18 protein-coding genes and 1 tRNA gene are annotated in these 22,354 nt (G+C 50.3%); 7 read left to right on the top strand and 12 right to left on the bottom strand.

Features of this window, described 5'->3' with window-relative positions; translation table 11 throughout:
* The first annotated feature begins 146 nt into the window (after positions 1–146).
* Positions 147–1,361, top strand: coding sequence for a serine hydrolase (locus J2Y43_RS05035; RefSeq protein ID WP_309980968.1), 1,215 nt, complete (start codon positions 147–149; stop codon positions 1,359–1,361).
* Here J2Y43_RS05035 and J2Y43_RS05030 read toward each other — a convergent pair whose 3' ends face one another.
* Entirely contained in the window at positions 1,362–1,757 is a 396-nt protein-coding gene (locus J2Y43_RS05030; protein ID WP_309980969.1) for a MerC domain-containing protein, read from the bottom strand.
* Between the two features lie 191 nt (positions 1,758–1,948).
* On the opposite strand from J2Y43_RS05030, the gene J2Y43_RS05025 reads away from it, so the two are divergent.
* On the top strand, positions 1,949–2,359 hold the full coding sequence (locus tag J2Y43_RS05025) for a Fur family transcriptional regulator (RefSeq protein ID WP_291204040.1): 411 nt from the start codon (positions 1,949–1,951) through the stop codon (positions 2,357–2,359).
* Positions 2,360–2,397: 38 nt separating this feature from the next.
* Here the strand turns inward: J2Y43_RS05025 and J2Y43_RS05020 are convergent, their stop codons facing one another.
* Together J2Y43_RS05020 and J2Y43_RS05015 are read right to left on the bottom strand one after the other, a co-directional pair.
* Positions 2,398–2,952, bottom strand: a complete 555-nt coding sequence (locus tag J2Y43_RS05020) for a hypothetical protein (protein ID WP_309980970.1) — start codon at positions 2,950–2,952, stop codon at positions 2,398–2,400.
* A 38-nt stretch (positions 2,953–2,990) separates the two neighbouring features.
* Complete coding sequence (locus J2Y43_RS05015; protein WP_309980971.1) at positions 2,991–5,321, bottom strand: TonB-dependent receptor; 2,331 nt, start codon at positions 5,319–5,321, stop codon at positions 2,991–2,993.
* Positions 5,322–5,515: 194 nt separating this feature from the next.
* On the opposite strand from J2Y43_RS05015, the gene J2Y43_RS05010 reads away from it, so the two are divergent.
* Positions 5,516–6,241 (top strand): hypothetical protein, encoded by a 726-nt coding sequence (locus J2Y43_RS05010; RefSeq protein ID WP_309980972.1) that lies wholly within the window; start codon positions 5,516–5,518, stop codon positions 6,239–6,241.
* 49 nt (positions 6,242–6,290) lie between these two features.
* On the opposite strand, the gene J2Y43_RS05005 is transcribed toward J2Y43_RS05010, so the two are convergent.
* The 5 genes from J2Y43_RS05005 to J2Y43_RS04985 all read right to left on the bottom strand — a co-directional run bounded on the left by J2Y43_RS05005 (position 6,291) and on the right by J2Y43_RS04985 (position 11,467).
* Positions 6,291–7,352, bottom strand: coding sequence for a 6-bladed beta-propeller (locus J2Y43_RS05005; RefSeq protein ID WP_309980973.1), 1,062 nt, complete (start codon positions 7,350–7,352; stop codon positions 6,291–6,293).
* Between the two features lie 72 nt (positions 7,353–7,424).
* Entirely contained in the window at positions 7,425–8,384 is a 960-nt protein-coding gene (locus J2Y43_RS05000; RefSeq protein WP_106597721.1) for a 1-phosphofructokinase family hexose kinase, read from the bottom strand.
* A 116-nt stretch (positions 8,385–8,500) separates the two neighbouring features.
* Positions 8,501–9,193 carry an SDR family oxidoreductase gene (locus tag J2Y43_RS04995; protein WP_309980974.1) on the bottom strand — a complete coding sequence of 231 codons (693 nt, stop codon included), beginning with the start codon at positions 9,191–9,193 and terminating at the stop codon, positions 8,501–8,503.
* A 112-nt stretch (positions 9,194–9,305) separates the two neighbouring features.
* Positions 9,306–10,550 carry an ATP-dependent Clp protease ATP-binding subunit ClpX gene (gene clpX, locus J2Y43_RS04990; protein ID WP_223402369.1) on the bottom strand — a complete coding sequence of 415 codons (1,245 nt, stop codon included), beginning with the start codon at positions 10,548–10,550 and terminating at the stop codon, positions 9,306–9,308.
* 242 nt (positions 10,551–10,792) lie between these two features.
* Complete coding sequence (locus tag J2Y43_RS04985; protein ID WP_106597724.1) at positions 10,793–11,467, bottom strand: ClpP family protease; 675 nt, start codon at positions 11,465–11,467, stop codon at positions 10,793–10,795.
* Between the two features lie 249 nt (positions 11,468–11,716).
* Between J2Y43_RS04985 and J2Y43_RS04980 the strand changes: the two genes are divergently transcribed.
* The gene (locus J2Y43_RS04980; RefSeq protein WP_106597725.1) at positions 11,717–12,091 is read left to right on the top strand and encodes a helix-turn-helix domain-containing protein; all 375 of its coding nucleotides are present in this window, start codon (positions 11,717–11,719) and stop codon (positions 12,089–12,091) included.
* An 82-nt stretch (positions 12,092–12,173) separates the two neighbouring features.
* Here the strand turns inward: J2Y43_RS04980 and tig are convergent, their stop codons facing one another.
* Entirely contained in the window at positions 12,174–13,526 is a 1,353-nt protein-coding gene (gene tig / locus J2Y43_RS04975) for a trigger factor (protein WP_309980975.1), read from the bottom strand.
* Positions 13,527–13,692: 166 nt separating this feature from the next.
* A tRNA-Leu gene (locus J2Y43_RS04970) sits at positions 13,693–13,774 on the bottom strand.
* Positions 13,775–13,943: 169 nt separating this feature from the next.
* On the opposite strand from J2Y43_RS04970, the gene J2Y43_RS04965 reads away from it, so the two are divergent.
* From J2Y43_RS04965 to J2Y43_RS04955, 3 genes are all read left to right on the top strand, one after another.
* Complete coding sequence (locus tag J2Y43_RS04965; protein ID WP_309980976.1) at positions 13,944–16,232, top strand: bifunctional (p)ppGpp synthetase/guanosine-3',5'-bis(diphosphate) 3'-pyrophosphohydrolase; 2,289 nt, start codon at positions 13,944–13,946, stop codon at positions 16,230–16,232.
* Positions 16,233–16,360: 128 nt separating this feature from the next.
* On the top strand, positions 16,361–16,861 hold the full coding sequence (locus J2Y43_RS04960) for a Fur family transcriptional regulator (protein ID WP_291204066.1): 501 nt from the start codon (positions 16,361–16,363) through the stop codon (positions 16,859–16,861).
* Between the two features lie 77 nt (positions 16,862–16,938).
* Positions 16,939–18,234, top strand: coding sequence for an adenylosuccinate synthase (locus J2Y43_RS04955; protein ID WP_309980977.1), 1,296 nt, complete (start codon positions 16,939–16,941; stop codon positions 18,232–18,234).
* An 81-nt stretch (positions 18,235–18,315) separates the two neighbouring features.
* On the opposite strand, the gene J2Y43_RS04950 is transcribed toward J2Y43_RS04955, so the two are convergent.
* On the bottom strand, positions 18,316–21,258 hold the full coding sequence (locus J2Y43_RS04950) for a DEAD/DEAH box helicase (RefSeq protein ID WP_309980978.1): 2,943 nt from the start codon (positions 21,256–21,258) through the stop codon (positions 18,316–18,318).
* 235 nt (positions 21,259–21,493) lie between these two features.
* The gene (locus J2Y43_RS04945; RefSeq protein WP_309980979.1) at positions 21,494–22,264 is read right to left on the bottom strand and encodes an isocitrate lyase/phosphoenolpyruvate mutase family protein; all 771 of its coding nucleotides are present in this window, start codon (positions 22,262–22,264) and stop codon (positions 21,494–21,496) included.
* Between the last annotated feature and the right edge of the window lie 90 nt (positions 22,265–22,354).

Genomic DNA, 22,354 nt, shown 5'->3' with positions numbered 1-22,354 from the left:
TCGCCCTATTTTATGTCTAATCAGAAAAGGAGCCGGGGAGTAAAAACTAATTCCGGGTACCCTTTAAAATAAAAATCGTATATTCGGCTAACACGTGCCCGGTATTCTCCATGCTCTTTTTTAGAAATTATAAACTGTTGCTTTTCTTGACTTTACAGCTGGCAGCCCTGCCCATTCACGCACAGTACCATTCGGATAATTTCATCGAAAAATTACTAAAAAAGCATCCGGAACGCTTCTCGGCGATCCTGCAAAATCCTGATAAATACAAGGTGCAGGTGCTCTACACGAAGATCGACCGAAATAAAAACAACGTTCCGCACTTTACTACGCACGGTTACCGGGTGAATACCGGGGAGTATTTTTATCCGGCTAGTACGGTTAAGCTACCGGCAGTTGCACTCGCATTTGAAAAACTCAACAAGCTGGGGATCGACAAGTACACGCCCATGTTTACGGATGCTGTAAGGCCCGAGCAGACTGCCGTGAAGGCTGATACCAGTTCGGAAAACGGGCTGCCATCGGTAGCGCATTATGCCAAAAAGATATTACTGGCCAGCGATAACGATGCATTCAACAGGCTATATGAGTTTATTGGCCAGCAGGAATTCAACGATAGTCTGCACAGCAAGGGATTTAAGGACGCCCGCATTCTCCATCGCCTCGATTCACCGATCGGGCCGGAAAACAATCGTTATACCAATCCAATCCGGTTTGAGCAGGACGGCAAGATTGTTTTTGAGCAGCCCGCGAAGTATAATGAGCATGAATACAATGCGCCGGGACCTATTATGCTGGGTAAAGGCTACATGAAAGACGGCGCATTGGTGAACGAGCCCTTTGATTTTACCAAAAAGAACTTCTTTCCGCTCGAAGAACAGCACCGGTTGTTGAAAACGCTTTTCTTCCCCGACCAGGTACCAGCGTCGCAGCGTTTCAACCTGACTGAGGACGATTATCGGTTTATTTACCAGTACATGTCTCAGTTCCCGGTGGAAACGAGCTATCCGGCGAGTTATACTGATGATTATTACGATGGTTATGTAAAATTCCTGCTTTTTGGCGCAACGAAAACGCGCCTTCCGCGCCATATCCGGCTTTTCAATAAGTGCGGAGATGCCTACGGCTTCCTGCTCGACAATGCCTACATCGCCGATTTCGAAAAAGGAATAGAATTTATGGTGACTGCCGTGATCTACTGCAACGAGGATGGCGTTTTCAATGACGATAAGTACGATTACGACACCGTCGGGTTCCCGTTCATGGCGAATCTTGGGAAAACATTCTTCGAATACGAACTCGATCGCAAGCATCCGAACCGCCCCGATTTAAGTCGCTTTGAAGTGGAATACGATAAATGATCAGCGGGTTTTGAACTTCAACCGCGGCGCGATCTGGCAAATGTAGAGGTTAATAAGGTGGCCGATGATCAGCAAACCCGACCCTACGTAACCCAACCAGGAGAATACCTGATGGCGGCCTTCGAAAATGAGTGAAATCGCGAAGATAACCAATGCGCCCCAAAGCAGCACGCGAATGCCGGTAGAACGGTGGTCGCGGGTAGCGTAATATACGGCAATGCCGTTGATGAGGATAAACAGGTAATCCAGCGAAATGAGGCCGATATGTGCGTGGTTATGCGTCGCAACCGACGAGCCGAGCGCCAATGCGGGAACCAGTATGCAATGGATAATGCACAACACGGATCCTAAAATCCCAATGTAGTCGGCCCTGCCATGTGAGTGTACTGCTTTCATTTCCTACATACAATAATGTTGCAAAAATAACACCCCCGGCCCGAACTTGCAACGGGGTTGCAGAATATTTTTAGCCAATGGTGCGCCGGTCCATGAAAGTGTAATCGGAATCCTTGGAATTTGAACCGGTTAGAACTTAACTTTGACGGGAAAGGTTTTAGAAGGGAGGAATTATTAAACTGTTGGAAACAATGGACCAGTTAAGAGAAACGCTGAAAGTACATCACCTGCGCACGACGACGTGTCGCGAGGACGTGCTTTCAACATTTATCAACCGAAAAAACGCATTATCGCACGGTGACCTGGAAGGGGAGTTGGGAGAGAATTACGACCGTGTAACCATATACAGGACACTCAAAACGTTCCTCGAAAAAGGCATAATACACAAGGTGCTCGATGACGAAGGGCTGCGCTACGCATTGTGCTCGCACAGTTGTTCGGAAGAAAAGCACCAGCACGACCATATCCATTTCAAATGCAGCTCGTGCGGTGAAACCAATTGCCTCGAAAACCTGCACATTCCGGCAGTGCAATTGCCGGAGGGTTACCACCCCGAGCATTTCAATCTGCTGATACAGGGCGTTTGCCCCAAATGCAATTAGCAAAAAGGGATTAGTCACACGACTAATCCCTTTTTGCTTTATTGTACTTTCAAGTGAAAATCCAGATTCACATCATCGCTACCGGGCGTCGGTGTGCCGTTTTTAGCACCGGGCTGGTGGCGTAGTTGTACTTTCAGCGTGCCGTGACCTGCCGCGCCGGTCTTGGCGGAGCCTGTGAGGCCGATAGGGTAATTGTTTTTGTCCTTATCGCCGTAGGTGTAAGTGAGCAATGCAGCAGGGCTGGGTGTGTACACAAACAAATGTTCGTCGGATTCCTCCTCCACTTCCTTCGTAATATCATCTACGGGCGACTTGCTTTCGTCGAGTAGTTCAATCGCCAGCGTATAAGTCGTATTCGGTTTCAGCGCAATCGTATCGAATTTGGTAGGTGCATTACCACCGTCGCCATCGGCGTCCTTGTAGGCGAAAGTACTGACGTTGGACGTGCCTTGTTCGGTGAATTTCAACGTCACGGAGGTGATCAGCTCATTCTCATCGTCCGGCTCTACGTCGTCGCCCGAGTCTTTACATTGCACAAAGGCCATTGTCATCGTGGCGAGCAGCATCCAGCTCAGCTTACGGTTCATTTTCATACGTAATAGGTTTAAGTATTGTATTAAAATTCGTTTTATCAAGCGCCGAACTTCCATTTCAGGCGGAGCGACGCATTGCGGCCCATATCGTCGGCATAGTAGCGGAAGCGGTTCAGGTAATCGCGGTAAACCGTATTGAACAGGTTCTGCACATTGATCCCGATTTCCAGCTGCTGTTTTTCCGAGACTTTCAGTGTCGCGCCGGCTTGCAGGCTCCACAGCGAATAGGCTTTCGGCGGAGGCAGGAAATCGCTGTTTACAGGAACGCGTTTTTGTTCAGCCACCAGCAGGTTACCTATTGAAATAAACCCGTCCTTCCATTTTCCGCGATCGGCAAGCTGGTATTTCAATGCATTATCGAGCCGGTTTGGCGGGATCATCACCAGGTAACCGTCGTTGCGCTCGTCGTACACGCGCAGGTAGGTGAGCTTGCTCGAAATCGTGGTGCGTTTCACAAATTCCCAGCTTCCCGAAACGTCGATGCCTTTGAAAGAAGCGTCGGTTTGGGTGTATTTGAAATAGGGAAATGCGCCTCTGATTGTCAGAATGGGTTCCGGTTGTGGTTTCAGGTATATAAAATCAAAAATGTAATTGTAGTAGCCTCCTATTTCCACGCTCCATTTCGGTGTGGCATATTTCACGCTCGCGATCGAATTGAGCGCTTTCTCGGGTTGTAATGTGGCGTCACCCTTCTCGTACGCGGCCGCGCCGTGATGCACACCGTCGCTGAATAGCTCGCTCACGTTAGGCGCGCGCCAGGCCGTACCCACGTTCACACGCGCGGAGAAACGTTCGGAAAAGTTACGGGTAGCGCCGGCAGTCCCCGAGAAATTGCTGAAATCAAAATGGTCGGCAATTTTTTCGCGGTTCACGATCCGGTAAGTTTTCAATGCCCGGTAATCGTAACGCAGGCCGGCTTCGAGTTCCCATTTACTCGTCACGTACCGCTCAATCCAGAACAGCCCGATGTTGAACTGGTTGAAGTTCGGAATCAGCGGGCGGCCGCTCATGAGGTTGTATTGGTATAATGTGCTCATACCAACCTGCCCGCTGATTTTCCCGGCGAGGGGTTTGTGGTCCCAGACCACGTCGTTTGTCAATGAAGTGAGTTTAAATGTCAGCTCAGGATGGTTAAGGGCCGCTATACTGTCGTTGCGCGGCCGGTGCAGGTCAAACTCGTTACGGTTGTTGTACTGCCGGGCGATCGTCCATTGCAGCCGGTTTCCATCCTTGAAATGGTAATGCGTTTCGGCTTTGAGCAACTCGTGCGTCGCATTCTGGTTGGGCCGGTTAATGGCGTAGCTGAACCCGGATTTGACGAACGGCTCGCCGTTCTTGATCACATTCAGCAAATCGGTTACACTACCAATGTGCGAGCCGGAGAAAATGCCTATCTGTGTGTCAAAGCGGCTGTAAAACACGTCGATGCCCAGGCCCTTATGACGGTAGCCTGCCGCAACTGAGAAGTTATTTTCGCTGATTCCCGTGTTATCGAGGTAGTAGTTCGGCGTGCGGATGTTGCCGCCGCGTTTGATCGTCCCCTGTGCCCGCCAGCCGAAGCCTTTCACTAAATTCAGCCCGCCCTGCACGGTGCCCGATAGTACACCTTGCCGGCCATTGGAAAAGCCTACCGCATTCAGTTCGCCGGTAATGGGCTTATCGACCGGCAGCTCTTCCGGCTCCACCAATATCACTCCGCCGATCGCATCCGAGCCATAGCGCACACCCGCAGCACCCTTCACGACCGAAATGCGCGTCGCGATGAACGGGTCGATTTCCGGAGCGTGCTCCGAACCCCATTGCTGGCCTTCCTGGCGAATGCCGTTGTTCATGATCAGCACGCGGTTGCTATGCAGGCCGTGAATGACGGGTTTGGCAATGGATGAACCGGTTTGTAATGTCGTCACGCCGGTCACGCCCTTTAAGCTTTCACCGAGCGTCTGGCCGCGGGTTTTATCTAAATCTGCACCCGAAATCGTAGTTAATGGCTGCGAGGAAGGGGCATCCGTCCGGTGCGCGGTGATTTCCACATCGTGCAAATGCACTTCCTGTTCGAGCAGATTAAAGTTTTCTTCATGCCCTGCCGTCAAATCAATTTTTTGCTGGAATGGGCTGTATCCTATAATGCGGCATTCGAGCGTATAATTTCCAGGACAAAGGTTGCGAAGCTCATAGCGGCCGTTCTGGTCGGTAAACACTCCGGTACTTTGCCCCACAATGAGCACGGTAGCGCCTATAAGCGGCTGGGCCGTATGCTGATCCTTCACGACCCCCTTCACAAAGCACTCGCACGCCGGTTTCTGGGCAATGGCCGTCCGCGAAAACAGCGATAGCAAAAGGATGAGGAGTGAAAATCGGACAGCGGGCATGCAGATGCGCGGGTAGCGGGTTACGTTCTTCTTGTTACAACGTTGCAAAAATAAGATCATTGCAACTTTGTTGCAATTAAAATCAGGAAGTATTTTATCAAATTTTCAGTGGATTAGGGTCTTAAACGTAAATTTGTGCTCCATTTTGCCGCTTTAAACCGTTGTCGGATATTCTTTTAACCAAAATCATGCTGATGCCCCCGCTCATTGCCGGGGTAACGATGGCCGTTCGTAAATGGGGCGAGGGGCTGGGCGGCTGGATCGGCGGGTTCCCCTGGGTGGCGGGGCCGATCTCTTTCTTCATAGCACTGGAACATGGCGCTGCGTTCGCGGCATCCACGATCCCTTCCGCATTACTGGGGTCCATCGGAACGATGTGCTTTGTATTGGTATATGCTTCACTTTCCGCGAGAATGCGTTGGCTGCCCACCGTATTGCTTAGCTACGCAGCGTTTTTCGTGGTAGCATTGCTTTCTTTGGGACGTGATATTTCGCTTGCAGCAGGGGTAGGGCTTAACCTGATTGTGCTGACACTGGTTTTGTATTTCTTTCCAAAACCCAAAACAAAAGCGGATTTCAAGAAGCAGCCTTCCTGGGATATTCCGTTGCGGATGCTCGTAGCGACACTTTTCGTGGTGGTGGTCACGCAAGCTGCCGATTATCTGGGCCCGACTTGGAGCGGGATATTGACGCCCTTTCCGATCATGACCTCCACGCTGGCGGTGTTCACCCATTCGCAGCAGGGCTCCGACGCGGCGATCCGGATATTGTATGGCTTGCTTTTGGCGGGATACGGGTTCGTCGCTTTCCTGATAGGCGTGGCCTGGCTGGTGCCGCAAATGCCGATCGGCGTGGCCTACGGCATTCTGACGGTGTCGACCATGGTGGTGAATGGGATTACAATAAAAATGATCCGCTAGCGCAGCCAACGGATCAGATATTTCGTTTGGGTAAAATCTTATGGTTTGCTTAGACTCTTTCGAGCTTCACCGGGTAGGTTTTCTTCGCATTCCACTGGCACACGTAAATGTTGTGGTCGTTATCGACGCACACATCGTGGCAATGCATGAATATCGGTTTCTCCTGCACCATCAGTTGCAGCTCGCCGTTACGGTATTCCGGTTTGGTACCGCCAGGGTTTGAAATCACTTTATTGGCCTTGTCAATAATTGTGACGAAGCCCGAATTCGGCGTTTGGTTCAGGTAGCGCAGGCGTGACCAGCATACCCCCGCGTAAAGTGTGTCGTCTTTGAAAACCGGGCGGCAAACGAATGCGCCGGGCAGGAATATGGTGCTCAGGTATTTGCCATCCAAAGTAAATTTCTTGAATGCATTGTGCGCGCGCGAAGTGACGATGAGCGTTGGGTTCGCTTTATCACGGTAATCGATCGCGATGCCGTGCGCGGTAGAGAACTGAGAATCACCGTCGCCGGAGCCACCGAACTTATCGATGAACTCGCCCTTGGAGGTGTATCTCAAAATCCATTGCGAGCCGTAGCCGTCGGCAATGTAGATGGTACCGTCGGGGCCAATGGCCGTTTCGGTAGGCTTGAATGGATCTGCTTCTTTATAGGCGCCTACTTTCGAAGGGTGCTCGATGGTGAGCAGGATTTTGCCTTTCAAATCTGTTTTGAAGACTTTACCAATGTTCGGGTCGCTGATGAACAGGAATTCTTCTCCGTTCGCATTCCATAGCGTAAGCCCGTGCCCGCCGGGGAACTCGTGTCCCCAGCTTTCCAGCAGCTTGCCCGAGCGATCGTAGATAAGGATATTGTTTTTAACCTCATCACCCACCATAATCAGCCTGCCTTTGCTGTCCTGTACCATTTCGTGGCAGTTGTTGACAGGAAACTGGGACGCGTCGAGGTTACCCCAGCCCTGGTGTACCTTATAACGGTGGCTACCATGACCGATTACCTCGCCATCCACCTTCGGCTTGGCGTGCAGGATGTAGAACGGTTTAAATGTAATGGCTGCGGCAGTGGCTGCGGTAATCTTTGCGAACTGACGGCGGGAATGTGTTTCGAACATGACGAATCTTTTTAATTTTTGAAAAAAGACCCAATATCCGAATTCTTACTATTTGTTCATACATAGTTTTGATCAACTGGCGGAGTAGCGTTTTCCGTATCGGTTCAGCCAGTCGAGTAAGCGGTTGACGTCCTGCATTCTAAATAGCTCGCTGCCAGAGTTCATGGTGGCGGCGGTACCGCATGCAACCCCCATCCGGACGGCTTCGCGGTAGGATTTGCCTTGTGACAATGTCCATACAATGCCTGCGAGCATACTGTCACCGGCGCCCACGGTGCTTTTCGGCTGCACAGGAGGAGCGGGGATGTGCTCTACCTGGTCTTCGGTGACGAGCATCGCGCCCATCGCGCCCATGGATACGATCACGATCTCGCATTGCCCGCGTATGATGAGCGCGCGCGCAGCATCGTCGACTTCGTCCATTTCAAGCTTATCCACGCCCACCAGCTCGCTGAGTTCGGTAATATTCGGTTTTAAAAGATATACACCGGCCTCGGTAGCATAGCGGAGCGCGTCGCCGGAGGTATCGGCAATGAACCGTGCGCCCTGGTTATGGGCTATTTTGGCGATTTGTCCGTAGAAGTCAGAAGGTACGCCGGGTGGAAGGCTGCCGCTGGCGATAATGTAAGACGGCTTCGGGTCGAGTTCCTCCATGGTTTCGAGGATCGAGCGTACTTCGGTAGGCATCATTTCGGTGCCGGGCATTCCGAAGCGGTATTGGAAACCGGTGCTTGTCTCAAGCACGTGAAAGTTTTCGCGTGTCCATTGTTTTGTTTCGATCACCATGGTTTCCACTCCTTCGCTTTTCACCAGCTTGTGCAGGCGCTGGCCGGTAGGGCCGCCCACAGTGAAAATGGCGATCGGGTTACCTCCCAGCCGGTGAATGGCCTTGGCTACGTTGATGCCACCTCCTCCCGCTTCAAAATTCGGTGCGTCGCAACGCAGTTTGTTGTCGGGGACGATGCGCGGCACATTAGAGCTTTTGTCGAGCGCGGGATTTATTGTAAGGGTTACAATCGGTCCGGTAGCCATAGGAGTACGGTGTCTGGTGAACTATTTTACGCGAATAAAAGAAAAAAAGCGATTCTCTCTGCGTTCGTATTGCATTCGCAGCAATTTCTTCACAACATAACCGTTTAAGTAGGCTGCTAGTATTGCTCTTCCAACACACTCTTACCGCCGTCGACCACGAGTACTTGTCCGTTGGTAAAGCGGGCGTGGTCCGACAACAGGTACACCGCAGCGCCGTCGAGGTCCGCAGGCAGGGAAGTGTCCGTCGCAATTACATTAATGCGAATATCGTGCCCGGCATAAGCCGCCGCGATGGATTTGGAAAAGCCGATCACCGCCGCTTTGGAGGTGGCACCTGCATGGCTTGCGAGGTTGCTGTCCGTCGACGGAATCTCGGGGCTAAGGTTAAGGATAGACCCACCCTTGTTCATCCCCATAAATGTCCGTACCGCAGCCTGGTTCGAGAGCATGAGCGATGTCAGGCTCTGGTCCAGAGTTCTGCGCCAGCTTTCCAGGCTCAGACTATGTAGCGGACCATCGGTTGCAGGTTCCTCATGCTCTTCCGGTGCATGATACAATGCGTCAAAACTCCCGAATTCACGTATACACAGTTGGATCGCGTCCAGCGCCGTTTGTTGCTGCGTTGCGTCACCTTGTTTGGCTCTTGCATTGCTTCCCAGGTTCAGTTCTGCCATCAGGCAGCTTTCCGGGTTGCGCCCCACTACCACCACGTTCGCGCCGTTTCGGACAAAGGCTTGTGCCGCGGACAAGCCCGCGCCGGTGGTTCCTCCGATAACGACGATTGATTTGTTTATGAGCCAAGTTTCCATTTAAAACAATATACTGTTTTAGTGTAAAAATAGGATTATTGGGGTGAAAAAAGAAGCGCCCTGCTTCTATGGAAGAGGCAGGGCGCTTTGAAATGTGCTAATGCAATGATTGCTAGGCCACTGAGCGAAGCAATGCCATCGAAGATTTTTCGAATTTGTCTTTCGCGTAATCGAGCGAGAGCGTGAATTCTTTCACATCCTTTTGGGAAGGCAGATCGAACATCGCGTCGGTCATGATCGACTCGCAGATCGCGCGCAGACCGCGGGCACCGAGTTTGTAGATCATCGCCTGGTCCACAATGTAATCGAGCACCGCGTCTTCGAAATGCAGGGTTATGCCCTCCATCGCAAAAAGTTTGCTGTATTGTTTTACCAAAGCATTTTTCGGCTCGGTCAGGATGCGGCGCAATGTCTCGCGGTCGAGCGGGTTCAAATGCGTCAGTACCGGCAGACGACCGATCAATTCGGGGATGAGTCCGAACGATTTAAGGTCCATCGCCGTCACGTAGCGCATCAGATTACCTTTATCAAATATCTCGATAATGCGGTTGTCGCCATTGAAACCGATCGGGCGGGTGTTGATCCGCTTTCCGATGTGGCGCTCGATGCCGTCAAATGCACCGCCGCAGATGAAGAGAATGTTTTCGGTATTCAAGGAAATCATCTTCTGATCCGGGTGCTTGCGGCCTCCTTGCGGCGGCACGTTCACGATCGAACCTTCGAGGAGTTTCAGCAATGCCTGCTGCACACCTTCGCCGCTTACGTCGCGGGTGATAGAAGGGTTATCCGACTTGCGGGCGATCTTGTCGATCTCGTCAATATAAACGATACCGCGCTCTGCCGCTTCCACATTGTAATCCGCAGCTTGGAGCAGGCGGGTCAGGATTGTTTCAACATCTTCACCCACGTAACCGGCTTCGGTAACCACCGTTGCATCGGCTACGCAGAAAGGTACTTGCAGAATGCGTGCGATGGATTTCGCGAGATAGGTTTTACCGGTACCGGTTTCGCCTACCATAATGATGTTGGATTTCTCGATCACCACGTCGTCCTCGGAGCTGGCCTGGTTCAGACGTTTGTAGTGGTTATAGACAGCCACTGCCAGCGAGCGTTTTGCTTCGTCCTGGCCTATGACATATTGTTCGAGGAAATGCTTGATATCAGCAGGAGGAATGGGCTTTAATTTCGGAAGCTTCGATTTCTTCTCTTTCTTATCCTCCTTCGGTCCCAGCTCTTCGGTAACTACCTGATGCCCCTGGGCAATACAGTGGTTACAAATGTGAGCGTCAATCCCGGATAGAAGCAAATCCACTTCGCTTTTCTTACGTCCGCAGAACGAACAACTTACTTGTGCCATCGATTCGATTTTAGCAGTTTTTGTGAATGTTTCAGGCTATTAAAAGCCATGGTAAACAAACGTGTGAGTCAAGGTAACAAGAAGACTGAGTGTTATGTTCAATCTTCGTTTCAATTGACAATTAGCGGTTATCTTATTGCAAATTTCCGGTTTTTTGACCGGGTTACCAAATCAAGGTTAGGCCATATACTAAAAACGCCCCGACAGCCAGGCTGCGGGGCGATATTGAAAGGTCGTTCAACTTATTTTTCGCGGGTCAGAACCTCGTCGATCAAGCCATATTCTTTCGCTTCGGTCGCTTTCAACCATTTATCGCGGTCGGAATCCAGGCCGATTTGCTCCGGTGTCTGACCGGTATGGTGTGCCAGGATTTCATACAGCTCATGACGCAGTTTCACGATCTCACGGGTGGTGATCTCGATATCAACCGAGGTTCCCTGCGCGCCACCTGATGGCTGGTGGATCATCACACGAGCGTGCGGGAGCGCCGAGCGCTTGCCTGCCGCGCCGCCTGCGAGCAACACCGCGCCCATAGACGCCGCAAGGCTGGTACATACGGTCGCTACGTCCGGACGAACATATTGCATGGTGTCGTAAATCCCCAAGCCCGCATAAACCGAGCCGCCGGGGCTGTTGATATACATCAGGATATCCTTCTTAGGATCTGCCGATTCGAGGAAGAGTAGCTGGGCTACGATGATGTTGGCGATATTGTCGTCCACGCCGGTGCCCATAAAAATAATGCGGTCGGCCATCAGGCGGGAGAATACGTCGACCTCGCGGAAGTTCATCGGACGTTCCTCGATTACCGAACGGGTCATGTTTTCAACAGAGTGGTTCATGTAACCGTCCACGGTCAGACCATTCATTCCCAGGTGGTGAACGGCATATTTTCTAAATTCATTTCCGTAATTCATCGAAAAAATTAATTTTTAATTTATCAATAGTTAAAGGGCAACTGAGTTCGAGAACAAAAAGCAATATAGCTTAGTTTCTGTTTATATCGCCGCAGGTTTCCCGGTTGCATGGCACAAATTTGACTATTTCACCGAATAATCCTTGTCAATTTCGGCGATAAATTATCGAAAAATGCGACAGTCATCAGCCCTGTTCAATGACTAGACTGCAGCATAAAAACGTTATACCACGCTTAATAACCGGACATTATGAACGTGACATCCAATTTATCAGAGAAAATACGGCAGATAAGGCTGCAAAAAGGCCTTTCGCAGGAAAATATGGCAGACATGCTCGGGTTATCGACGACAGCCTACGGAGACATCGAACGCGGCCGCACCGAGCTTTCCGTTTCAAGATTAGAGAATGTGGCCAAGCTGCTCGACGTGCCATTGCCCGAATTGCTCGGCATTGACGTATCGATGTCGGAAACCGAATGGCTCCGGCAGGAGAACACCCGCATACTAGCCGAGAACCGTCGGTTGCAAAATGAGCTGGATCAGTGGAAGCTGAAATTCAGGCAGCTGTTTGGCGACGGCATTATCCGCCAGATAGGAGAGGAGCGCCAGCGCATTGGGTTTTAGAATGCATTTGGCGCAAACAAAAAAAAACACCGCCCGGTTACCCGGGACGGTGAAAAAAAATGCTTTTTATATCTTCCGAAAATTAAGCTTCGGCTTCCACTTCGCCTTTCGCCAATTTTTCGAACTCGCTAACCTCTACGGTTTGCTCGTCGGTACTTACCTGGCCGCGGATTACTTCGAGAACCTTGTTGTCGAACACCTGGTTGAACACACTCGTATAGTTATCCCGTTCTTTGTCGGCAAGGTAACCCTGTGCTACGCGGTCGATCGTTTCACGCATCGATTCGTCGTCACCGTAGATACCGAACTGTCCTTTCACCATTTCACGTGTGAATGCGAGGATTTCAGGGTATTCCACTTTTACCTCCGATTTGTCGGCGATCTTGTTTTTGATCAGGCTCAGTTTCAAAGATTTCGCGAAATCACCGAACTGCTCGTCGATTTGCTCGCGGGTGAATTTGCCTTCGTTGGTACGCTCCAACCAGTTTTTGAGGAATTCCTCAGGCAATTCAATTGAAATAGCATCCAGCAATGCATTCTCGATATCGCGACGGAGCAATGCTTCGGTTTCGCGCTCGTAGTTGCTTTTGATGATTTCAAGAACCTTTTCGTTGAATTGCTCTTCGCTTTCAACCTGGCCTGGTCCCAACACTTTGTCGAAGAACTCCTGCGTCAATGCGGCTGGTGCAGAGCGCGTTACGTCTTCAACGGTCAATGTGTATTCGCCTGAAAGATCAGCGATATCTTCTTTTTTCTTACCGGTTACGTGAGCGATAGCCGATTCATCCGAGAATGTATCCTGAATGTCGAAAACGATCACATCGCCTTTTTTCACGCCGATGAACTTCGCAGCAGCTTCTTCCTTAACTTGTTTGGTAGGGATCGCGGTGCGGGTTGTGAATTCGGTCGATTCCTGTTTCAGCTCACCGAAGATCATGTCTCCCGCTTCGCTTACCTCAGGGTGAATGCTGTCGGCGAAACGCTCGCGAAGGCTGTCGATGGTCTTCGTCAGTTCGTTGTCGTCCACATTGATCGTGTAACGCTTAATCGCAGGCAATGCGCTGAGGTCAGCGTCGAAATCCGATGCAATACCCAGGTCGTAGCTGAATTCGAATGAACTTGGGGTGTCCCAGTTCACTTCTGCCGCTTTGTCGCGATCAGGTACAGGATCACCTACTACCTGCAATTTGTTTTCGCGGATGTAGTTGCTTACTGCATTGCTGAGGATGTTGTTCACCTCGTCAACCAGAATGCTTTTACCATACATGCGCTGGATCACATGGGATGGTACTTTGCCGGGACGAAATCCTTTCAGGTTCACGCGTTTCGAATAATCCTTGATCGTTTTATCAACTTTTGGCTGATAATCTTCCTTGGTCAACGTTACTTTCAGAGAGGCTAAGGTCGGCGAACTCTTTTCTAACAAAACTTCCATGTGTCGCTAAGCTATTGGTAAATACCTTTGTTACATTTGAACAGAAAAAAACAAAAATGCCCTCAAAACGAAGTCCTGAGGGCATTTGACGGGTTTCAATACTACGGAGCAACTCATTTTCCCAGATAAAGAGGAATCTGACGCCCCGTCATTCCCTTGTATTTCGTACGGGCGGAGGGAATCGAACCCCCACGCCTTGCGGCACTAGATCCTAAGTCTAGCACGTCTACCAGTTCCGCCACGCCCGCTCACTTAGTCCCGTTTTTCAACACGATCGTCGAATTGGGAGTGCAAAGGTATTTCTATTTTTCCAAAACATGCAAATTATTTTCAAAATTTTATCTTTGGGTAAAAGCGTATTGAAAAATGTCGCTAAAATTTGTTATTTTGGTGAAGCATACCAATTAGAAAATAGCAGTGGAGCAACTGGTTGAATCCCTCAACATTGACCTGGAACAGGAGCGTAAGGACATCCTCAAAAAATACCGCAGGCTTTTACGAACAGCGAAGCCTTTTTTGAAGGATAATGATGCTAAATTAATCAAAAAAGCCTTTTATACTTCCGTCGATGCGCACAAGGACATGCGGCGCCGGTCGGGAGAGCCATATATTTACCACCCCCTCGCAGTAGCACAAATCGTGGTCGAAGAAATCGGGCTCGGTACCACCGGCATCGTGGCGGCATTGCTGCACGACGTCGTGGAGGATACCGACATGGGTATCGACGATATCGAACGGTTGTTTGGTAAAAAGGTTGCCAAGATTATCGACGGCCTGACGAAAATATCGGGCCGCTTCGAATACGGATCGTCGCAGCAGGCGGAGAACTTCCGCAAAATGCTGCTCACGCTTTCGGACGATGTACGGGTAATCCTCGTGAAGCTCGCCGACCGCCTGCATAATATGCGTACGCTCGACAGCATGCCGCGCGACAAGCAGCTCAAAATCGCTTCCGAAACGATATTCATTTATGCGCCGCTCGCGCACCGGCTAGGGTTGTACAGCATCAAGTCGGAGCTCGAAGAGCTTTATTTGAAATACACCGAACCCCAGGAATACCGGGCTATTGCCAGAAAGCTGCGCGAGACGAAAAACATTCGTGACCGCTTCATTTCAAAGTTTATGGAGCCTATCGCGCAGGACCTTGAATCGGCGGGGCTGAATTTTATCCTCAAAGGTCGTCCCAAATCGATTTACTCGATCTGGAATAAAATGCGGAAGCAAAACAAGCCTTTCGAGGAAATCTATGACCTGTTTGCGATCCGGATCGTGCTCGAATCGCCGCCGGAAAGCGATCGCGAAAAAGCGATCTGCTGGCAGGCCTATTCCATCGTTACCGATCATTATAAGCCCAACCCGGACCGGTTGAAGGACTTTCTCAGTACACCGAGGGCGAATGGATACCAGTCGCTGCACTCGACCGTAATGAGCAAAAGCGGGCAATGGGTAGAGGTGCAGATCCGTACCTCGCGCATGGATGAGATCGCCGAGAAAGGGTATGCGGCGCACTGGAAGTACAAAGGAAATGATACCAAGGTAAAAGGTAATATTGAAACGTGGATCACGCAGGTGCGCGAGACGTTGGAGAATGGTTTTGGGGATAAGACGGCCGCTATTGAGTTCCTGGATGAATTCCGGAGCAATCTTTTCAATGAGGAGGTATTCGTATTTACCCCGAAAGGCGAGCTGAAGGTATTACAGGCAGGTTCAACTGCGCTGGACTTCGCATTCGATATCCACTCCGAAGTGGGTGCGCATTGCATGGCCGCCAAAGTCGGCGGTATCCTCGTGCCGATCAGCTATGTCCTGAACAATGGCGATCAGATCGAGATTATTACTTCGAGCAAACAGAAGCCGAATGAGGACTGGTTGCGCATTGTGGTCACTTCCAAGGCAAGGGCGCGGATCAAGGATTTTCTCAAAGAAGAAAACCGCCGGTACGAAACCGATGGACGCCAGTTGGTTGAGAAAAAACTCAAAATACTCGGAATGGACGCTACCGCAGAGGTAATGAACCAGCTCCGGGCGTTTTTTGAATGCAAAACCACGACCGACTTCTTTTACCGCATCGGCAAGGGCTACATTCCGATCGACGACCTGAAACGCTTCAAGCGCGACCGCGACGCGAAAGAGAAGAAGGCAGCAGAGAATAGCGCCGCCAACAGCACGCCGCCAGCCACCGGTACTGACGGAAAGACATTAACCAAATACCTGAAACAAATCCACGGCGACCGTGCGGACAGCGATACGCTGCTCATCGGCGACGACATGGACAAGATCGATTACAAACTCGCCCAATGCTGTAATCCGATCGCGGGCGACGACGTTTTCGGGTTTGTGACGATCAACGAAGGCATTAAAATACACCGTACTACCTGCCCGAATGCGGCCGAGCTGATGTCCAAGCACGGCAACCGCATTATCAAGGCTAAATGGTCGGGTAAGGAAGAGGCATTCCTGGCGGGGCTGTACCTCTCGGGTACCGACCGCGTGGGTTTGGTGAACGACGTCACGCGGATCATTTCCAACGAGCTGCACATCAACATGCGCGGGCTCACGATCGATACCAAGGATGGCGTATTTAACGGGGATATCAAACTTTACGTGCAGGATACCAGGCACCTGGACATTCTGATCGCCAAACTGGAAGAGGTCGAAGGCGTGTACAATGTCCAGCGTTTCGATACCAACCTGAACGGCAAGTAGCCATTTTGAACCATTGCCGCTCCACAGTGTTATTGAATTGGTAATTAATGAGGTTAGCAGCACTATGCTTGCGAATGTGAGAGTGATTTAAGTAAAAAAGCGTATTTTCGCGCAAGATTATCAGAGATATGCCACAAGCCAGCAAACCAAATTTCGAGGCCGCTAAGAAAATTTTAACGGCTTACCTGGAAAACAAGGGACTTCGTAAAACGCCTGAGCGCTTTGCGATTCTCGAAGAAATTTACACCAGGGAGGATCATTTCGATGTAGATGAGCTGTATATCAGCATGAAAAACAAGCGTTACCGCGTGAGCCGTGCAACGGTTTACAACACGCTCGACGTTCTGGTGGATTGCGACCTGGTTACCAAGCACCAGTTTGGCAAAAACCTCGCGCAATTCGAAAAGTCGTACGGCAACAAGCAGCACGACCACCTGATCTGTACAGATTGTCATAAAGTAATGGAGTTCTGCGATCCACGCATTCAGTCGATCCAGAACATGGTAGGGGAAATGCTGAATTTCAGCGTAATGCACCACTCGCTTATTTTCTACGGAAACTGCAACAAGGAAAACTGCCAGAACCGCACGGAGGCACCGCGGGAAACTGCCGTTTACGAAGACAGATAATTATCACATCAGGCCCGGTAATGCACCCATTGCCGGGCCACTTACACCATATTAAGTTTCAGTAATCCAATATTTGAATGAAAGTTGACGTACTACTTGGTCTTCAATGGGGAGACGAGGGAAAAGGAAAAATTGTGGATGTCCTGGCGCCACGCTATCAGGTTGTAGCCCGTTTTCAGGGTGGTCCTAATGCCGGACACACATTGGAGTTTGACGGTATCAAACACGTTCTGCACCAGATCCCGTCAGGGATTTTCCGCAGCGATATCCAGAATATCATCGGAAACGGCGTTGTGCTCGACCCGGTTGTGTTCAAAAGAGAGATCGAAGGACTTGCGAAATATAACCTGGACCTGATCAGCAACCTGTTCGTGTCCAAAAAGGCTTCCATCATCGTTCCTACCCACGCCCTGCTCGACGCTGCTTATGAGCGTTCGAAAGGGGATTCGAAGATCGGCTCAACTTTGCGCGGTATCGGTCCTGCTTACCAGGACAAAGTAGCCCGCCTGGGCTTGCGCGTAGGAGACGTTCTTTCTCCGAATTTTGCAGCCAAATACAAGAAGCTCGTTGATGCGCACAAGGTAATCCTCGACTTCTATTCATTCGATTACTCCGAAACATTGCCTGCTGCCGAAGAGAAATTCTTCGATGCGATCGACTTCATGAAGCAATTCACGCTCGTGAACAGCGAATACATCGTGAATGGCGCATTGGCCGAAGGCAAAACCGTGCTCGCGGAAGGTGCACAAGGTTCATTGCTCGACATCGATTTCGGTTCGTACCCATTCGTGACCAGCTCTACTACCATGACAGCCGGTGCATCTACCGGGCTGGGCATTGCGCCACGTCAGATCGGGGAGGTATTTGGTATTTTCAAGGCTTACTGCACACGTGTAGGTAGCGGTCCGTTCCCTACCGAATTGAACGATGAAGTAGGCGAGGAAATCCGTAAAGAAGGCCGTGAATTCGGTGCTACTACCGGCCGCCCGCGCCGTACCGGCTGGCTCGACCTGCCTGCATTGAAATATGCGATCATGATCAACGGCGTAACTCAGCTGATTATGATGAAAGTGGACGTTCTGACCATTTTCGATAACATCAAAGTTTGTACGCATTACCGCCTGGCCGACGGTACTCTGACCGACCAGGTTCCTTATGACCTTTGCGACGAAGCCGTTGAGCCGGTTTACAAAGATTTCAAAGGCTGGAAAACTTCCCTCGACGGTGTGCGCGATTTCGACGCGATCCCGGCGGAACTGAATGCTTACGTGAAGTTCCTCGAAGCGGAATTGAACCTGCCTATTACATTTATTTCAACCGGTCCTGACCGTGAGGCCCTGATCAGCCGGGAAGCGGCAGCTGCGGAAGCATAGTCGTTGAAGTATATCAATATGAAAAGAGCCCTTGAATGTTCATCATTCGAGGGCTCTTTGTTTTTATAATGTAGTCTTGGATTAAGACAGCAGATTCAAAACATCCTCCCGCGTGAGCGACTTAATAAATCCTTCTTCACTCGAAATCAAATCATCCGCCAGCTGTTTCTTGGAGCGCTGCAATGCGAGAATCTTCTCTTCCACTGAGTTTTTGGTAATAAACTTATAAGTAAACACCGTCCGGTCCTGACCAATGCGGTGTGCGCGGTCCACAGCCTGTGCTTCAATGGCCGGGTTCCACCATGGATCGAGGATGAAAACATAGTCCGCCGCCGTGAGGTTAAGGCCTAACCCTCCGGCTTTCAGCGAAATGAGGAAAATCTTGATGTTCTCGTCGTTCTGGAAAGATTCCACCTGTTCCTGGCGGTCGCGCGTGGCGCCATCGAGGTAGGCGTAACTGATTTCTTTTTCGTCCAGATAATGCCGGAAAAGGTCGAGGTGCTTAATGTATTGACTGAAAATCAATATTTTATGATCTTCGCTCATGACGGTTTGCAGTTTGTACAGCACGTCCTCGAATTTCCCCGAATCGTATGCATACTCGGGATCGACCATCACCGGATGGTTGGCGAGCTGCCGGAGCTTGGTAAGGCCCTGCAATACCACGAGTTGCGATTTAGACATGCCCTCCGAGTCGATACTTTGTAGGATGAGGTTGCGGTAATAGGCTTTCGCTTCCTCGTATGCCTTTTCCTGCTCGTCCGACATGTCGCAGTATTGAATGCTTTCGACTTTTTCGGGCAAATCTGTTGCAACCTGCGATTTTAATCTCCTTAATATGAATGGCTTAATGAGGTTGTAGAGCCGTTTGGTTTTTTCCTCATCCCCTTTCTTTTCGATCGGAATTTGAAATTCGTCCCGGAAAAACGTCTGGCTACCGAGTAATCCGGGGTTCACAAATGACATTTGCGACCACAAATCCAGCGTATTATTTTCAATGGGCGTACCTGTCAACACGAGCCTGTGCGCAGAGTTGAGGCGCCGCACGGCCTTGGTAATGATCGACCCCGGGTTTTTGATAGCCTGCGATTCGTCGAGGATCACGTAATTGAAACGGTAATCCTCCATGAGTTCGATATCCAGCCTGACAATGCCGTAGGAGGTCAGTATCAGGTCATAATTGTCGAACTGGGCGGTGTCCTTCTCGCGGTTCGTGCCTGTGTACAGGAGTACGCGCATGTCGGGTGTGAACTTGCTGGCTTCAAGCTGCCAGTTGTACAGCAGCGAGGTCGGCATGATGAGGATCGACGGGCGATCCGCGCCGCCTTCTTTTTCGGATTGCAGCAATGCGAGCGTCTGCACCGTTTTACCTAACCCCATATCGTCGGCCAGGCAGCCTCCGAAGCGGTATTGTTTCAAAAAGCGCAGCCAGTCGTAACCTGTTTTCTGATAAGGACGCAGCAAGCCCTGGAAATTCATCGGAGATTCCGCCGGTTCGATATGCTGGAAATTCCGCAGGTTTTCGAGCTTGCGGCTGATCACCGCCGTGGCCAGATTGTCCTCTTTCAACTCCTGTACCAATGCCAGATGGTGCATTCGCAGGCGCAGCTGATCATTTTCATGGCTGCTTTCCGTGAAGGAGAAAAACTCCGAATATTTGGTGAACCACCATTCAGGGATTACCGCTATTTCGCCGTTGGGCAGCAGAAACTCCTTTTTTCGGTGGAGAATGTAGTTCCGCAGTTGGATAAATGGTATTTCAAACTCGCCGAAAAGCACTTTGGCGTTGATATCAAACCAGTCGCGGCCTTCCTGTATGGAAATATCCAGCGAGGAGTAACCCAGGAAATAGCGCTTGGTATCCGCCGTATTCTGCCGCACCGCGATACCCTGCTCGGCCAATGCGATCGCATTACTTTGCAGCCAGCCGAATGCTTCCGATTTGGGCATCTGAACCTTTCCATTACGGATATTCAGGCCCATATCTTTCAAAATCCGCACATGCGCGCCTTCGACCTCGATATTTCTTTTAACCTTATTGAAAAAATACTCGTTGCCTTTCTTCTCCATGTGTACGCTCGACGCATGCGCGAAGCTGTCGTAATGGAACGAAAAGCCGGCATACTGAAACGATAACTCGAATGCTACGTCGTTGTCTTCTTCCTCCAACACTTCCACTTCCTCGCTGTCCTGGAAAAGCACGGCGGATTTTTTTGGATTGGATGAGTATTCTGAAATCGTAAGAATGGTTTTCGGCAGGGACGACACATTTCTGATCTCGAACCCGCGCGCTACCACATCATACGAAGCAATGAGCGGCGCTACGAAACGGCCGTAATACTGCTCCTCGACCTGCCCGGGAATCGCAATGAACTTCTTCGCCAGAAAAGGTTTGATCTTTTTCCCATCCACATTGCCCTCGAAATGATAAAGATGCCCGTCGAGCACGAGCCATGCGGGGTCTTCGCAGATCAGGAATGCATTTTTATACTGGAATTCCAGCTTCTGCATTTTGAACCGGATCGTCGGGAAGTAATGGGTATTATCCTCGTTCCGTATGAAATGGAAGCGGATCGTCGCTTTTTCAGACTCCCAGGTGACGGGCTTCCAGAGCGGGTTGCCGTCGTTACCCATGATGAAAATGTCCTTTCCGGCGAGCCTTTCGAGGATCCGCGATTTACAGCTTTCAAGGTAGCCCGCAATCGTTTCCTGAATGGCCTTGTCGCCTTTTTGAGGGTCATAAACTTTCAGGAAGAAATCTACCGCATTCAGTTTCTTCGGGTTATATTTTTTGAGCACCGCGTCCTGCTGAATGTCGTCGATCAGCTTGACGAGTTCAAAATCCCTGGTATCGAGGCCCGAGCGGAACTCCTTGATGTTTTTAGAGGAAATGTTCTGCACCTGAAACGAAAAGTCGCCCTGCGCATTAAGTTGGACGACAAAGGCTTCGAAGATGTACCCCAGATACTCATGGTTAAGAATTGAATAAACAATTTTAAACGGCTCTGAGGGAGAAACTTTCATTAGGATATCGTTGGCTAAGATTCGTGTTGATGCCGAAGAAGCCCTTCCATAAATCAGCAGGGATCTTTCGATTTGGGAAACTTCAAATATAATTTAAAACAACCCGAAAAGAAAGACCCCTTTTGCCATTCTCTAAAAAATAGTGTAGAATAAATTTGCGTTCCGGCTGAAATCTTTTCGATGCCGGACCACTACATCCGTTTAATTTTAATACAAAATATAAATGGGTGCCGCGTTAGGAAAAAAGCGGTGCGAAACTCTGTGCTTCTAATACATTTTTAGCCAATATGCCCGTTTGCGCCGTCATTTTGTTGAAAAGAAAAGGTCCCATGCTGATCCTTTTGACATTCAGCGATTTCAGCGTATGAAAGTCGGGTAATGCGGGCATGCACATCACATTCACGGGCAGGACAGTTTCGCTGGTGATGGTGCGGATATCTTCGGACCGGACCACGCAAGGCACAAAAATCCCATGTATCCCGGTGTTTTCGTAGCTATTAATGCGGCTGATCGTTTCGTCGAGCGCATTGGGCAGGCCCAGCAGGAACGGATCGGTTCTTACATTCAGAAATACTTTGATGTTTTCCTGTTCAAGGCGGTTCACGATTTCAACCAGCAGTTGACGGAAATCCGCGGTGGGGCGGAGGTGTCGGGTGAGTTTTGCGAGCGTGTCTTCGAGGTTAACCCCGGCAACTCCCGCTTCGTAAAGCATTTTGATGTGCGTTGCTATTCCGGCCGCGCTATCGCTGTATCCGCCTTCAATATCGACAGTCAGCGGAATTTTGACCGTTTCGGTAACCCGCTTTGCCACGCGCAGGATCGAATCGAAGGGAAGGTTTTCGCCGTCGTCGTAGCCGAATGCGGTGGCTAGGGCGTGACTCGATGTGCCAATGGCCTGGTAGCCCGCCGCCTCGTAAATGTGCGCGCTGTTGACGTCCCAAATGTTACCGAGCAGAAATGGTTCTGTTTGTTGATGAAGCTGCGAGAATGTTTCGAAAGTGCTCATTGTCTGAAAATTTGCCTTTGTTTGAAAATGAATTGATATGACAAAGGTATTTCAGCGCCAGGGCCTGTAATTGTACAAACCGGAACAGGC

The sequence above is a fragment of the Dyadobacter sp. BE31 genome (assembly GCF_031457695.1).
In the GTDB taxonomy this organism is placed as follows: Bacteria; Bacteroidota; Bacteroidia; order Cytophagales; family Spirosomataceae; genus Dyadobacter.
The sequence above is the reverse complement of the archived record's forward strand: the minus strand, read 5'-3'. Positions and strand labels throughout refer to the sequence as shown.

Bases quoted from the DNA above. Each gene is read 5' to 3' on its own strand.
- J2Y43_RS05030 (WP_309980969.1), bottom strand. From the start codon at position 1,757: ATGAAAGCAGTACACTCACATGGCAGGGCCGACTACATTGGGATTTTA.
- J2Y43_RS05025 (WP_291204040.1), top strand. From the start codon at position 1,949: ATGGACCAGTTAAGAGAAACGCTGAAAGTACATCACCTGCGCACGACG.
- J2Y43_RS05020 (WP_309980970.1), bottom strand. From the start codon at position 2,952: ATGAAAATGAACCGTAAGCTGAGCTGGATGCTGCTCGCCACGATGACA.
- J2Y43_RS05015 (WP_309980971.1), bottom strand. From the start codon at position 5,321: ATGCCCGCTGTCCGATTTTCACTCCTCATCCTTTTGCTATCGCTGTTT.
- J2Y43_RS05010 (WP_309980972.1), top strand. From the start codon at position 5,516: ATGCCCCCGCTCATTGCCGGGGTAACGATGGCCGTTCGTAAATGGGGC.
- J2Y43_RS05005 (WP_309980973.1), bottom strand. From the start codon at position 7,352: ATGTTCGAAACACATTCCCGCCGTCAGTTCGCAAAGATTACCGCAGCC.
- J2Y43_RS05000 (WP_106597721.1), bottom strand. From the start codon at position 8,384: ATGGCTACCGGACCGATTGTAACCCTTACAATAAATCCCGCGCTCGAC.
- J2Y43_RS04995 (WP_309980974.1), bottom strand. From the start codon at position 9,193: ATGGAAACTTGGCTCATAAACAAATCAATCGTCGTTATCGGAGGAACC.
- clpX (WP_223402369.1), bottom strand. From the start codon at position 10,550: ATGGCACAAGTAAGTTGTTCGTTCTGCGGACGTAAGAAAAGCGAAGTG.
- J2Y43_RS04985 (WP_106597724.1), bottom strand. From the start codon at position 11,467: ATGAATTACGGAAATGAATTTAGAAAATATGCCGTTCACCACCTGGGA.
- J2Y43_RS04980 (WP_106597725.1), top strand. From the start codon at position 11,717: ATGAACGTGACATCCAATTTATCAGAGAAAATACGGCAGATAAGGCTG.
- tig (WP_309980975.1), bottom strand. From the start codon at position 13,526: ATGGAAGTTTTGTTAGAAAAGAGTTCGCCGACCTTAGCCTCTCTGAAA.
- J2Y43_RS04960 (WP_291204066.1), top strand. From the start codon at position 16,361: ATGCCACAAGCCAGCAAACCAAATTTCGAGGCCGCTAAGAAAATTTTA.
- J2Y43_RS04955 (WP_309980977.1), top strand. From the start codon at position 16,939: ATGAAAGTTGACGTACTACTTGGTCTTCAATGGGGAGACGAGGGAAAA.
- J2Y43_RS04950 (WP_309980978.1), bottom strand. From the start codon at position 21,258: ATGAAAGTTTCTCCCTCAGAGCCGTTTAAAATTGTTTATTCAATTCTT.
- J2Y43_RS04945 (WP_309980979.1), bottom strand. From the start codon at position 22,264: ATGAGCACTTTCGAAACATTCTCGCAGCTTCATCAACAAACAGAACCA.